General features: G+C 48.1%; 11 protein-coding genes. All 11 read left to right on the top strand.

Translation table 11 applies throughout. From position 1 onward, the window contains the following. Nucleotides 1–22: 22 nt before the first annotated feature. The 11 genes from VP504_RS01225 to VP504_RS01175 all read left to right on the top strand — a co-directional run bounded on the left by VP504_RS01225 (nt 23) and on the right by VP504_RS01175 (nt 13,748). Entirely contained in the window at nt 23–1,000 is a 978-nt protein-coding gene (locus VP504_RS01225) for a LysR family transcriptional regulator (RefSeq protein WP_325892554.1), read from the top strand. Between the two features lie 257 nt (nt 1,001–1,257). After that, complete coding sequence (locus tag VP504_RS01220; RefSeq protein WP_325892553.1) at nt 1,258–2,628, top strand: glutamine synthetase family protein; 1,371 nt, start codon at nt 1,258–1,260, stop codon at nt 2,626–2,628. Between the two features lie 8 nt (nt 2,629–2,636). Continuing rightward, the gene (locus VP504_RS01215; RefSeq protein WP_325892552.1) at nt 2,637–4,022 is read left to right on the top strand and encodes an aldehyde dehydrogenase family protein; all 1,386 of its coding nucleotides are present in this window, start codon (nt 2,637–2,639) and stop codon (nt 4,020–4,022) included. 8 nt (nt 4,023–4,030) lie between these two features. Beyond that, nucleotides 4,031–5,191 (top strand): iron-containing alcohol dehydrogenase, encoded by a 1,161-nt coding sequence (locus tag VP504_RS01210; protein ID WP_325892551.1) that lies wholly within the window; start codon nt 4,031–4,033, stop codon nt 5,189–5,191. Between the two features lie 8 nt (nt 5,192–5,199). Continuing rightward, the gene (locus tag VP504_RS01205; protein WP_325892549.1) at nt 5,200–5,955 is read left to right on the top strand and encodes a glutamine amidotransferase-related protein; all 756 of its coding nucleotides are present in this window, start codon (nt 5,200–5,202) and stop codon (nt 5,953–5,955) included. Between the two features lie 28 nt (nt 5,956–5,983). After that, nucleotides 5,984–6,562, top strand: coding sequence for a TRAP transporter small permease subunit (locus VP504_RS01200; RefSeq protein WP_325892548.1), 579 nt, complete (start codon nt 5,984–5,986; stop codon nt 6,560–6,562). Then, a complete protein-coding gene (locus VP504_RS01195) occupies nt 6,559–7,881 on the top strand; it encodes a TRAP transporter large permease (RefSeq protein ID WP_325892547.1) in 1,323 nt (440 codons plus the stop codon). Before VP504_RS01200 ends, VP504_RS01195 begins: the two co-directional genes overlap by 4 nt. Before the next feature lie 98 nt (nt 7,882–7,979). Next, the gene (locus VP504_RS01190) at nt 7,980–9,035 is read left to right on the top strand and encodes a TRAP transporter substrate-binding protein (protein WP_325892546.1); all 1,056 of its coding nucleotides are present in this window, start codon (nt 7,980–7,982) and stop codon (nt 9,033–9,035) included. 176 nt (nt 9,036–9,211) lie between these two features. Next, on the top strand, nt 9,212–10,414 hold the full coding sequence (locus tag VP504_RS01185; protein WP_325892545.1) for an ABC transporter substrate-binding protein: 1,203 nt from the start codon (nt 9,212–9,214) through the stop codon (nt 10,412–10,414). Further along, nucleotides 10,411–12,411, top strand: a complete 2,001-nt coding sequence (locus tag VP504_RS01180; RefSeq protein ID WP_325892544.1) for an ATP-binding protein — start codon at nt 10,411–10,413, stop codon at nt 12,409–12,411. Before VP504_RS01185 ends, VP504_RS01180 begins: the two co-directional genes overlap by 4 nt. Next, nucleotides 12,393–13,748, top strand: coding sequence for a sigma-54-dependent transcriptional regulator (locus tag VP504_RS01175; RefSeq protein ID WP_325892543.1), 1,356 nt, complete (start codon nt 12,393–12,395; stop codon nt 13,746–13,748). The genes VP504_RS01180 and VP504_RS01175 overlap by 19 nt, the downstream gene beginning before the upstream one ends. The last annotated feature ends 13 nt before the right edge of the window (nt 13,749–13,761 follow it).

Genomic DNA, 13,761 nt, shown 5'->3' with positions numbered 1-13,761 from the left:
TTAAAATCATAAGGAATGTGAGATGGGGACGCTTGGCTTTGAGCTGAAATCGCTAGAAGTTTTTGTGGCAACCGCTAAAACCGGAAACATGACCGCAGCATCACAGCATCTGGATATTTCCCAATCTTCGGTTTCACAAATCCTCGCCAATCTTGAAAGTAGCCTCGGCGTGAAATTGCTTGATCGCAGTGTGCGCCCCGTGGAACTCACTGTTGCCGGGCGTTACTTCTACGACCAGTCTGTTCATCTACTCGAACAAGCCTATAAAACCCAGCAAGTCATCACCAAAGGGAGTTTTAACAGTCTGCACTTGGTGCGAATTGCTATGGTGGATTCACTGGCTGCCACCGTAGGACAGCCGCTGATCGAGGTGATTAAAGCACACACAGAGAACTGGACCATGATGACGGGCTACTCCCATCTCCACCAGCAAGGTCTTTTGAGCCGGAGTATTGATATTATTATTTCTGATGATGTTCTCGAAAGACAGGACGACCTTCGCCGGCTACAGATTCTGAAAGAGCCCTTTGTTCTGGTTGTTCCCAAGCAGTTCCAGCAAAAATACCCAGACACCTGCCATTCACTCGTCGCATTGAGTCAACATTTGGATATGATTCGCTACAGTGAACAAAGCCTTATCAGCCAATCAATAGAAACCTACCTGCATCACCAAGGTCTTTCCGTGCCAGATCGTATGCAACTCGATAACACGTTTGCGGTACTTTCCGCAGTAGCTCAAGGACTTGGCTGGGCATTAACTACGCCACTTTGCCTTCTTCAAGGCGAGGTATTCCGTAATCAGATAAGCGTCATTCCACTCCCGGAAAAAGATTCTTTTTTCAGGTATTTAACCTTGATCGCCAGACGCAATGAGCTTGGTGATTTACCAGAAAAACTCGCCGATGGAAGTTGCAAAATCCTACGCCAACATTTCCTTGCCAAAATCCGCCAACATTACCCCTGGCTGGATGGAAAAATCCGCATTGGAAAGTACACCTAACTAGCCGTTCAAATTCACACTATTAAAATTCCTAATAGTGTTATCCCATCCTGTGTGATTGTGGTGGTAAAAGTTTTCATACCTCGCCTACGTTAAATTTACAGTCCGTTACCAACCGTAAGTGACTGATGAGTCACCTACTGCTTACCCATGCTTCAACTATCGTTGATAGAGGTTCATGGGTTTCTGAAACAACAGAAGCAAATGGAGCATGCAGTTTTTCTTTCGGTCCGGTAACGAAAATAACAGGAGCGGGTATGGAAGCGCGTGAAGTAAAAACGGCGGCAGACGCCAAAAAGATTGTTGAAGAAAGGAAGCTCTCTCACGTCAAAGTCGGTTTGTTTGATAACGATGGCGTGATGCGAGGCAAGTACATGTCGAAAGAGAAATTCTTCTCTTCGCTGGATGGTGGATTTGCTTTCTGTGATGTGGTGTTGGGGTGGGATGTAAAAGACCAACTCTACGACAACGCCAAATACACTGGCTGGCACACAGGTTATCCTGATGCCCCGGTTCGTATTCTTCCTGACACCTGCCGCGATGTGCTTGATGAGGATGGCATGCTGCTGTTCATTGCGGAATTTTCAGGTGATGCTGAAGCAGTTTGCCCACGCGCCACACTACGGCGTGTATTAGAAAAGGCCGCGGACATGGGGTTTGACGCCTACGCCGCGCTTGAATACGAATTCTTCATTTTCGATGAAACACCCCACTCTGCACGTGAAAAAGGCTTCCGCAACCTGAAAACGATCACGCCTGACTGGTTTGGTTACTCGATGATTCGTAACTCTACTTACTCAGGCTTGTATAAAGCGATTCTCGCCATGGGTGAATCCATGGACTTCCCTATCGAAGGTATTCACTCCGAAACTGGCCCAGGTGTCATTGAGGCTGCGCTAACTGTCGACAACGCGAAAGACGCCGCGGACAAAGCCGCGCTGTTCAAAACCTACATGAAAGTGCTGGCGCAGAAAAACGACATGATGGCGACCTTTATGGCCAAATGGACCAATGATTACCCCGGCCAAAGCGGACACATTCACATTTCGCTTCGCGATCGGGCTTCGGGGAAAAGTGCCTTTTATGCGCCCGATGCAGAGCTCAACATGAGTGACGTGCAGCGCCACTTCCTCGCTGGTCAACAGCTTTTGATGCCGCAATTCCTTTGCATGATTGCCCCAACCGTCAATAGCTACACCCGAATGATCCCAGGCTTTTGGGCTCCAACGGATGCGACCTGGGGCGTTGAGAACCGCACCACATCACTCCGTGTGATTCCGGGCTCTGATAAATCGCAGCGCATTGAGTACCGTCTTGGCGCTGCAGATGCCAATCCTTATCTCGCCCTCGCTGCCGCGTTGGCTTCTGGTCTTTATGGCATCGAGCACAAGATGGAACCAACGGACCGCATCGTAGGCAACGCCTATGAAATCGATCATCCCGAAGGACTCCAACTGCCCCGCACACTCTGGGAGGCCGCACAATCGTTCAAGCAATCCAAGGCCGCCAAAGCCATGTTAGGCGAAGCCTTTGTTGAACACTTCGCTGCATCAAGAGAGTGGGAAGAAAGAGAGTTCCGTAAGCATGTGACCGATTGGGAACTCGACCGTTACTTTGAAATTATTTAGGTGAAGACATGGAACGTTTTCAGACAGTTACACCCGTAGATGGCTCGGTTTATGTTGAGCGCCCTTTTGCTACATCAAGCGATATAGATGCCGCACTGGAAAGTGCCTCCAAGGCCTATTCGCCATGGAAAAACACGCCACTTGAGGTGCGCCAGGCATTATGCCGCAAAGCCGTTGAGTGTTTTGTTGCGAAGGGTGATGAAATTTCAGAAGAGATCACCTGGATGATGGGGCGCCCTATTTCCTATACCAAAGGGGAAGTCGCCGGTTTTGAAGAACGCGCGATGCATATGATAGACATTGCGCATGAAGCCCTTTCACCCATGCCTTTACCTGATAAAGCGGGCTTCCGTCGTTACATCAAGCGCGTTCCACTCGGTACAGTATTCGTCGTTGCACCATGGAATTATCCTTACCTGACTGCGGTTAATGCCATTGTTCCCGCTTTGTTAGCCGGAAATACGGTGTTGCTTAAGCACTCTGCCCAAACACCACTATGTGCCGAGAGATTGGCTGAAGCCTTCTCAGCGGCAGGTTTGCCTGATGGCGTTTTCCAATATCTTCACCTTTCCCACGCTGATACCGAATCCGTCATGCAACACGATTCAATCCGGCATGTCGCGTTCACTGGCTCAGTGCCTGGCGGCAGAGTCGTTGAGAAGGCGATTGCAGGTCGCTTTATCAGCGCAGGTTTGGAGCTTGGCGGAAAAGACCCAGCCTATATACGCCACGACGCCAATGTTCCCAATGCTGTTGACACTGTCATCGACGGCGCTTTTTTCAACTCGGGCCAATCATGCTGCGGTATGGAGAGGCTTTATGTCCATGATGCGGTTTATGACGATGTTGTCGACGCTGCCATCAAACTCGTTAATCAATATCAATTGGGAAGACCAGACGAAGTAAAAACAACAATGGGGCCTTTAGTTCGCACCGCTTCTGCTGACTTTGTACGAGGACAAACCGAAGAAGCGGTTCTGCAAGGCGCAAAACCCCTGATTGATGCGTCCGATTTCCCAGCTAGTCAGCTTGGCACGCCTTACTTGTCACCACAACTTCTCGTTAACGTTGACCACAGTATGCGGGTGATGACGGAAGAAACCTTCGGCCCCGTTTTAGGCATCCAACGTGTCAGCAGTGACGAAGAAGCCTTGCGCTTGATGAATGAGAGTGAATTCGGTCTGACCGCAGCGATTTTCACTGAAGATGAAGATCGCGGCGAGCAATTAGCCGATAGCACCGAGTCCGGCACCGTTTTCCTTAACCGCTGCGATTACCTCGACCCCGGTCTGGCTTGGGTAGGCGTCAAAAACAGTGGACGGGGATGCACACTATCAAAAATTGGGTTTGAACATCTAACACGGCCCAAGTCTTATCACTTCAAACGCGTTTAGGAGCGGACATGTCATTATCAAACTGGAATTACCCCACTGCAATGACAGCCGGTATCGGCGCGTTAGAAGCCTTGCCAGCAGCTTGTAAAAGTCTGGGAATGCATCGGCCATTGCTGGTCACCGACCCTGGCATTGCGGCGCTGTCGATGACGCAACAGGCAAGAGACCTTTGCGCACTGCAAGGACTCTCTGTAGCGCTGTTCTGTGATGTTCAAGGCAACCCAACAGGCCAGAACGTCGAATCGGGAAACATTGCTTTCAAACAAGGCTCCCATGATGGCGTGATTGCACTAGGTGGTGGCTCTGCCTTAGATTGCGCGAAAGCCATCGCCCTATCAGCGGAACAGTCTCAACCACTTTGGGCGTTTGAGGATGTGGGCGATAACTGGGCACAAGCAGACCCAGAACTCATTGCCCCCATCGTTGCAATTCCAACCACGGCAGGTACAGGTTCAGAAGTGGGTCGCGCATCTGTCATCACTAAAGAAGATGAAAAACGCAAGCTCATCATCTTTCACCCTCAGATGCTGCCAGGAAAAGTCATTCTGGATCCTGAACTCACTCTTGGCCTACCACCCCATATCACTGCAGCCACCGGGATGGATGCGTTGTCACACTCTCTTGAAGCGCTATGTGCCCCAGGCTATCACCCTATGGCTGAAGGCATCGCCATTGAAGGTATCCGTTTAGTACAGCAAAACCTCCCCATTGTTTTTGAAAACGGTGCAGACAAACAAGCCAGAATGCAAATGTTGGTTGCTTCCAGCATGGGCGCAACAGCATTCCAAAAAGGCTTGGGTGCTATGCATGCCATCGCCCACACACTTGGCGCTTTGTACAACGCTCACCATGGCCTGCTGAATGCCATCCTGATGCCATACGTGTTGGAAGCGAATCGCGGCGAAATCGACGAGAAAATGGAGCGATTGGCTCGTTATCTGGCGCTGGAAAGCTCTGGCACTGATGCCATATTGAGCTGGATACTGGCATTACGAGAATCTCTTGAGATACCCCACACACTGGCTGATATTGGGATTAATGACTCCGAAGCAGAAAAGATCGGATTGATGTCTATCAACGACCCATCTGCGGGAGGTAATCCAATCCCGTTTTCTGCTGCTGAATACAGCCAACTCTTTATCAACGCTGTCCATGGAAAAGGACTCTGAGGGGCATTATGCGTATCGGTCTCCTGCTTTGTGATGATGTGAAGCCAGAGCTTCAAAACACGCACAGAAACTATCCAGGTATGTTCGAGAGGACATTGAAAAAAGTCGATCCTTCGCTTTCTCTGCACTGCTATCGGGTCATTGACGGTGAGTATCCCACGAGTATCGATGAATGCGATGGATATGTTATTTCTGGGAGTCGCTACTCTGTTTATGACGATTTGCTGTGGATTAAAAAGTTCGAGGATTTCGTCAGAATACTTTATGAACAGCAAAAGCCTACGGTAGGGATTTGCTTTGGTCACCAAATGATGGCACAGGCTCTGGGTGGCAAAGTAGAACGTTCAGGCAAAGGTTGGGGTGTCGGTATTGCCACCAGCACTCTGTCGACGGAAGAAAAAGTTACACCGCCTTGGTTAAAAAGCCCAAAGACTGACTTTTCCCTTGTCGTGAGCCATCAGGACCAGGTTAGCCTGCTACCCCCTGACAGCGCGACGCTTGCCAGCAGCGATTTCTGCCCGATTGGTATGTTTACCGTTGGCAATCATTTTTTGGCCATTCAAGGGCACCCGGAGTTCAGTCGTGCTTACTCCTTCGATTTGATGGAGTCACGCAGGGATCGTATACCAGAAGACGTCATATCCCGCGGCCAGGCCTCCCTGCAACAGAGCCCAGACGCTGAGCTTGTCACGCATTGGTTGCTCGACTTTCTGAAGGTAAATCAGTCGCCACTCAGCACACCTTCGCCGTCTACAAAACCTTAATCGACCCCATTCAAGGAAGGAAGTATTTATGGAGTCATCACGTCTACCCGAAGACAAAAACCTGTCATATTTACCCTCTGCCCTCGCTACATATGTCAGGTTTGTTGAATCAGTTAATTTCTACATCGGCCGCTTTGCCATGTATCTGATATTTTTGATGTTAGGCATTCTCGTCTATTCATCGATAACTAAAACCTTCTTCTTCCCTTCACTCTGGACGCTTGAAATGGCGCAGTTTGCCATGGTCGCTTACTACATGCTTGGTGGCCCCTACTCTATGCAGCTTAACAGTCATGTACGTATGGATTTGGTTTACGGTAATTGGTCGCCCCGAACCAAAGCCATGGTCGACAGTTTCACCGTCATTTTTCTTATCGTTTATCTTGTCATTCTGCTCTATGGCGGCATTTCAAGCACCTCCTATGCGTTGGAATATGGCGAGCGCAGTTACTCGGCTTGGCGACCTTATATGGCACCAATCAAACTCATCATGTGCCTCAGTATCTTGCTGATGCTGCTGCAAGCCACAGCTGTGATGCTCAAAGACATTGCTAAATTGCGTGCTCCAAAGGTCTCTGAGGAAGAATCAGAAGGAGGCGTGCAATGAGTTATGAACTGATCGCCCTTCTGATGTTCTCTTCGATGATGCTGATGCTGCTGACGGGGCAACGTGTATTTGCTGCGATTGGCTCTGTCGCCGTTATCGCTTCACTCTTGCTATGGGGAGATGGTGGTTCAGAAATTGCTTTTGGCGCAGCCATGAAGCTGATGAAGTGGTATCCGCTACTGACATTGCCACTGTTTATCTACATGGGCTACATGCTCTCAGAGTCTGGCATTGCGGAAGACCTCTACAAAATGTTCCATGTTTGGATGGGTCCGATCCATGGTGGCTTAGCCATCGGGACAATCCTGTTAATGGTGGCGATTTCAGCTATGAACGGTCTCAGCGTGGCAGGTATGGCCATCGGTGCAAGTATTGCCCTCCCCGAACTGCTTAGGCGGGGATACGACAAGATCATGGTTACCGGGGTGATACAGGCAGGCAGTTCGCTCGGGATATTGGTGCCACCCAGCGTGGTACTGGTGCTCTACGGCATGATTGCTCGCCAGCCAGTCGGCCAACTTTGGCTTGCCGGTGTATTACCGGGTTTGCTAATGGCAACGATGTTCATTGTTTACATCGTTGTCCGCTGCAAAATGCAGCCGCATCTCGGTCCTGCGCTTTCCAAAGAGGAACGCAATGTCCCGATGGGTGAGAAGCTCAAGCTGTTGCGAGCCGGCATTCTTCCTCTGGCGATTTTCTTTTCTATGACAGGCCTGTTCCTGATGGGTGTCACCAGTTTAGTGGAGAGCTCGGCCGTGGGCGCATTGGCTGCAACCATTGCAGCCATCGTCAAACGGCGTATGACAAAAGAAGTCATGGAAAACACGTTGCGGAAAACCCTCGCCATCAGTTGCATGTTCATGTGGATCATTCTTGCTGCTCTTTGCTTTGGCGCGGTATTTGACGGTTTAGGTGCAGTCAAAGCGATTGAAGCACTGTTTATTGACAGGCTTGGCCTCACCCCGTGGGAAGTGCTGATACTGATGCAACTGTCCTACCTCATCATGGGTACCTTCCTCGACGATACTGCCATGCTGGTTATCGTTGCCCCTCTCTACGTGCCATTGGTGAAATTACTCGGCTTCGACCTTATCTGGTATGGCGTGCTTTATACCATTACCTGTCAGATCGCCTACATGACGCCGCCATTTGGCTACAACCTGTTCCTGATGCGTGCGATGGCACCGCCCGAGGTGTCACTGACCGACATTTACCGCTCTATCGTGCCGTTTGTTCTCATCATGATCTGCGCGCTTGTCATTGTCATGGCATTCCCTCAGATCGCGCTCTGGCTGCCGGAATGGCACTACAGCCGATAGGAGGAAATGACGACAGATATCAACTTCATATATGCAACTACAATCAAAGCAATAGAAAAGTGTGTTTATCGAATTAATGACGTAATAAGGACACCACTATGAGTAACAACAGACGTGATTTTCTGAAAAAAGCAGGTATCGTCGGCGCTGCTAGTTCAACGGCGATTCTGGGTGCACCAGCTGTTGTATCCGCCAAGGAACCTATACGCTGGAGACTACAGACCTATGCTGGCCCAGCGCTCGCTGAGCATGTCATCAAGCCTGCCGTAGATGCATTCAATGCTGCAGCTAATGGTGAAATGATCATAGAGCTGTATTTCGCCGACCAGCTTGTCCCAACAGGCGAGTTGTTCCGCGCAATGCAGAAGGGAACGATTGATGCTGTACAAAGTGATGACGACTCCATCGCTGCACCTGTCGATATCTCCGTATTTGGCGGCTATTTCCCCTTTGCCACACGCTACAGCTTGGATGTACCGGTGCTGTTTGAAGAATATGGTCTCAAAGAAATCTGGCAGGAAGCCTATGGTGAAGTCAAAGGTGTCACTTGGCTAAGTGCGGGTTCTTGGGATCCTTGCCACTTCGCGACGGTAGACCCAATTCGTAGCTTGGCGGACTTGAAAGGGAAACGTATCTTTACCTTCCCAACCGCTGGCCGATTCCTTTCCCGTTTCGGCGTTATCCCCGTCACCCTGCCTTGGGAAGATGTGGAAGTGGCAGTGCAGACCGGCGAACTGGATGGCATAGCATGGTCAGGGATTACCGAGGACTACACCGTTGGTTGGGCAGATGTCACCAACTATTTCTTGACCAATAATATTTCCGGTGCATGGTGCGGTTCCTTCTTTGCCAACACTGAGCGTTGGAATGCACTGCCGGAACACCTGAAAGTACTCTTTAACCTCATGATGGACTCTTCACACTATTATCGTCAGCACTGGTATTGGGGCGGTGAAGCTAAACTCAGAACAAGCGGCACCAAGATGAAACTTACTACCATTCCGGATGAAGAGTGGCGTCAGGTTGAGGTCGAGGCTTATAAGTTCTGGGATGAGATCGCCAAAACCAGTCCACGAAATGCTCGGGTGATCGAGATATTTAAAGAATATGCTGGAGTAATGGAGAAAGCAGGTAAGCCATACCGGTATTCATGATAAACACTCTTCACTTTATCAAGACTTGAAGCGGCATATTGCCGCTTTCTTTTTTCTTTTTTAGGCAATTGCTTGCAGCCAGTGAACAGCACTATCAGGTCACAAAATTATGTTTAGATTTTGTTAAAACTGTGTGTTTTTATAATACTGATGGCAAAGTTGTTCAGGAGCCAAACATGCCACACATACTGCGTTTGCTCGTCCTTTTGTGGCTAGCATCTGGCTTTGTTGTTGCAAAACCTCAGGACACCATCGTGGTGCTGACCTCTTTTCCTGAAAGTTTTTATACACCTATTAAAACTGCCTTTGAAAAAGCGCACCCATCACTGAACCTCCAATTACTCAACAAAAAAACACCGGCGGTTATTCAGCATATTGCTAACAAGCGGTCACCGAAGCCAGATTTAGTATGGATGTCTTCTGCTGATGCGATGGCCACTCTACAAAGCAAATCGCTGATCGACGAACCAGTCACATTTGCCTGGTCTCAGTTTGTCTTTTTTTGGCATAACGACAAATTGTCCGAGTTAGGCATTTCCTCCCCTAAACGTTGGGAAGACTTGCTTAATCCAAGCTTTCATCAGCAAATAGCTATCAGCGCGCCATCCCGTTCAGGAACCAATCACCTTCTTATAGAAATCATTCTCCAACAATATGGCTGGGAAGACGGATGGGCTTATTTAAGCCAGTTGGGTGGAAATCTAGCGACAGTCACAGCGAGGAGTTTCGGTGTTCGGGAAGGTGTCATTAAACAAAGGTTTACGCTTGGTCCTGTGGTGGACTTCTTTTACAGAAGTGCGCGAGCTGAAGGCCACCCCGTCGGTTTTGAACCTGTGCCTAATACCCCTCTCATTGCTGCCAAAATTGCACATATCCGCAGTCAATCAAAGAATACGTGTAGTGAAAAGTTCGTCGAATATCTATTGTCAGATAGTGGACAAAACTTGCTGTCACTACCCAGCGTGAACCGAATATCGTTACAACAAGGGCACCGTATCACTGAGCAAAACCCTAGCCCTGTGTTTGATCCTTATCTGTCGGCCATGCGATATCACGCAGTGAATGCCCTCTTTGATCAGTTGATTACCAATCGACTGGCAGATCTTCAAGCCTTTTGGCAGGAGTGGCACCAAGTTCAAAACCACAACATAGATATAGAAACTCAGAACAAACTCAACACAATATATGAACAAGCAACGGCTGTCCCTATTTCGCACAAGGAAGCCGCAGACCAGCATTTAAATAACATGCTTAGCCCTGAGCGCCGTTATACCAACACATTCCAATCAGTGACAGGTAAATGGAGGGAGACGCTATCCCAAAATCTGGATACGGCAACAGCGGCATTGGAAACCATCAAGCTGGAGCGTAATCAATGAAGAAACGTGACAGTATAGCGACACGTATTTTTGCGTTGTTTGTGTTACTTGGCTTGTTATCGGGTGCATTTTTACTCTCAAACTCCTTTTCTTTTCAGCTCCTGGCTAACAGTTCACGGTCACTGGTTGATGAGCAACTTCCCATTCTTATATCCGCTGCAAAGATCGCCCAAATTGGTGGAAGTATCACCACAGACGCTACAAATCTGGCCCTAGCCAATAATGAAAAAGCGCTGGATCGGGCACAACAAAATCTGGCTAATGCCCTTCCTAAGCTCGCTGACATCACGAGCTCAAGTGCAGTAAAACAACGCAGTTATGAATTTACTTTGCTTGTATCCCGTCTATCAGAAAATATCGAAAATATATACCGCAATACTGAGCACAAGTTACGGCTTCAAAACGAACAGCGGCAATTAAGGCAGCAACTGCACTGGCTACAAATAGACTTTGTTGAAGAAGTCACCCCACTTACTACTGACAGCCAGTACAACCTTAACCAGTTATCGGAAAAGTTAGCCCGTCAAAATGCCTTGTCTCCTGAAGAGTTTGCGAAAATGCGTTCAGAATCGGAGGTACAGGTTCAGCTACTGAAGCTAGAGGCTGATTTAAACTTGGTGCTCGACCTGCTTCAACGTACCTCCTTGTTCAACGACCGAAATGATGTCTTGGCAGCACAAAGCGTGATAGATGAAACCTTGTTAACGATTAATCGGCAGGTTAACACTCTTGCCCCTTACCCAAGTACTGTCACTGTGCGCCAAATGGCAGCACAGGTGGAGGCATTAACGCTGGGGCCCAAAAATTCGATTTCTCAAAGTCTGAAGATACTCGAACTGGATCAAGAAAACCGAACCCTCTTAATCAAAAACCAAACCCTCATAGAAAATGTTCGACGCATCATCAATCAGGCTGTTTCTTTCGCTGAAGATCAGAATATAGAAACCTCAAAAACACTCATTGAAGTCATCGACCAAAGTAGTGAGCAACTGAAATTCACCCTTATTGGTATTGCGTTTCTCACCCTATTTGTCGGCGCTTACCTCCGCAGTCAATTGCTTAATCGATTATCAAATGTGCTGCGCAGTATGCGCCATTTAGCAAAGGGAGAGCTTCAGCCGCTCATTGATGTCAGAGGTAAAGACGAAGTCAGTTCCCTAGCCAAAGCCACCAATATTTTCAATGAGCAAGCCAGGCAGGTAAAACAAAACACGGCAATGTTGGAAATGAAAAACAGGCAGCTTACTGAAGAGATTTATCAACGAAAACTGACAGAACAGAACCTGCAAGAAACACAAGAAGAACTTGTACAGGCCGCCAAGCTGGCGGTTTTAGGGCAGTTGACATCAGGTATCGTACATGAGTTTAGCCAGCCGTTGGCGGCCATTAGCTCAAATACTTATCTGGCGGAGCAATACATCAAACAGAAAAGATTAAACCAGGCTAAAGAAAAACTGCACAAGATTGACCATATTACCGACCGCGCCGCCCGTCTATGTCAGCATTTAAAATCCTTTGCACGTAAAACCGATGACCTGACCCAGCCAACATCAGTCAAGCATGTTTTGAAAAATGCCATGGACCTCTTTACTGATAGCTTACCGGACACATGGGTGTCCGTAGATATCAGCGACAATTTGCACGTACAGGCAAATGACATCAGATTAGAACAGGTTTTCATCAATTTACTCAGTAACAGCATCGACGCTATCACTCTCAAACAAGAAACTGGCAGCTTTACGCCACGAATTCATATTTTTGCAAACAACGAGGCTCAGAACATCGCCATTCATATCGTCGATAATGGCTGTGGGATGGACGCAAATTCCCAAGCACAGATTTTTGAACCCTTCTTTACCACGAAAGAGGTCGGCAGCGGTCTGGGGCTTGGCATGTCAATTACACATAACATTATTAAGGATTTCGGCGGGAATATCGTCGTCAACTCAACACCGAACCAAGGAACGGAGGTCATATTATGTCTAACGGCCGCATAGTGTTGGTAGAAGATGACAAGGAGCTAAGAGAAAGTCTTAAAGAAATTTTGGAGTTACAAAAATTTACTGTCACTGACTTCGCCGGTGCAGACATGGCACTGGTCAGTCTCCAATACAACAGTGACGCCATCGTGATTTCTGATATCCGTATGCCAACGATGGATGGGATTACTTTTCTCAAACATCTTCAAAAGCTTGACCCCACTTTGCCCGTTATCCTTATTTCAGGGCATGCAGACATAGAAACCGCTCTGGAATCCATCAAGCTTGGCGCGTTTGATTTCGTTGAAAAGCCACTCCGTCCTGAACGTCTTATTGGCCTGGCGGGTAAAGCAGCCCAGCATCGGTCCCTTACCCTTGAAAACAGACGCTTAAAACAGAATAAGCAACATGATATCACCGCCGACCAACTGCTTATAGGCCAATCAGATGTGATGCAAAAGCTAAAACAGCGTCTTATCACGCTGGCAAATGCAGACATCAATATCGTCATTAATGGGGAAACAGGTACGGGAAAAGAAAAGATAGCGAGAACTTTGCACAGTCAGTCTAGTCGGAAGAATCGTCCTTTTGTCGCGATTAACTGTGGCGCAATGCCTGAGAACCTCATTGAGTCTGAACTGTTTGGTCACGAGGCAGGTAGCTTTACAGGCGCAAACAAAAAGCGGATAGGAAAAATTGAGCACGCTTCTGGGGGAACACTGTTCCTAGACGAAATCGAGAGTATGCCGCTAACTGCTCAAATACGTTTATTGCGGGTGATACAGGAAGGTGAGCTTGAACGTGTAGGCAGCAATGAGACCGTCAAGGTCGATCTTAAAGTACTTTCAGCAGCAAAAGGAGATCTTCTGGCGCTCTCTCAGGAAGGTACATTCCGACAAGACCTCTACTACCGGCTTAACGTTGCATCACTCGATATTCCACCTTTACGGGAGCGTAAGTCTGATATTCCCCAACTGTTAGGCTACTTTCTCTATGAAGCTGAAAAGCGGCTGGGACAAATAGCACCAACACTGACCTCTATCCATTTCCAACAACTGATGTCTCACGACTGGCCAGGCAATGTGAGGGAGTTGATGAACGAAGCAGATCGTATTGTCCTTGGCATCTCTGACCTGATTTTCACCAATGATGCTGATGCTTGCCATTCTCTTTCACATCAGTTGGCTCAATACGAGTTTTCAGTGCTTCATCACACCTTGAAGATGTTTCATGGCCACATTAGCAATGCTGCCGAATATCTGGATATACCACGTAAGAACCTATATCTGCGAATGAAGAAATACGGCTTAAATAAGGCGAGTTACCTTATTGATAATCTTAAAGATGTTGAGTAGGTCAGTTTTGACC

Origin of the sequence: Grimontia sp. NTOU-MAR1 (assembly GCF_035758505.1) — a bacterium.
Classification (GTDB): domain Bacteria; phylum Pseudomonadota; class Gammaproteobacteria; order Enterobacterales; family Vibrionaceae; genus Enterovibrio; species Enterovibrio marinus.
Note: the sequence above shows the minus strand (reverse complement) of the source record. Positions and strands in the feature narration are given on the sequence as shown.

Excerpts from the sequence above, each read along its gene's own strand:
- VP504_RS01225 (WP_325892554.1), top strand. The coding sequence starts at position 23 with ATGGGGACGCTTGGCTTTGAGCTGAAATCGCTAGAAGTTTTTGTGGCA.
- VP504_RS01220 (WP_325892553.1), top strand. The coding sequence starts at position 1,258 with ATGGAAGCGCGTGAAGTAAAAACGGCGGCAGACGCCAAAAAGATTGTT.
- VP504_RS01215 (WP_325892552.1), top strand. The coding sequence starts at position 2,637 with ATGGAACGTTTTCAGACAGTTACACCCGTAGATGGCTCGGTTTATGTT.
- VP504_RS01210 (WP_325892551.1), top strand. The coding sequence starts at position 4,031 with ATGTCATTATCAAACTGGAATTACCCCACTGCAATGACAGCCGGTATC.
- VP504_RS01205 (WP_325892549.1), top strand. The coding sequence starts at position 5,200 with ATGCGTATCGGTCTCCTGCTTTGTGATGATGTGAAGCCAGAGCTTCAA.
- VP504_RS01200 (WP_325892548.1), top strand. The coding sequence starts at position 5,984 with ATGGAGTCATCACGTCTACCCGAAGACAAAAACCTGTCATATTTACCC.
- VP504_RS01195 (WP_325892547.1), top strand. The coding sequence starts at position 6,559 with ATGAGTTATGAACTGATCGCCCTTCTGATGTTCTCTTCGATGATGCTG.
- VP504_RS01190 (WP_325892546.1), top strand. The coding sequence starts at position 7,980 with ATGAGTAACAACAGACGTGATTTTCTGAAAAAAGCAGGTATCGTCGGC.
- VP504_RS01185 (WP_325892545.1), top strand. The coding sequence starts at position 9,212 with ATGCCACACATACTGCGTTTGCTCGTCCTTTTGTGGCTAGCATCTGGC.
- VP504_RS01180 (WP_325892544.1), top strand. The coding sequence starts at position 10,411 with ATGAAGAAACGTGACAGTATAGCGACACGTATTTTTGCGTTGTTTGTG.
- VP504_RS01175 (WP_325892543.1), top strand. The coding sequence starts at position 12,393 with ATGTCTAACGGCCGCATAGTGTTGGTAGAAGATGACAAGGAGCTAAGA.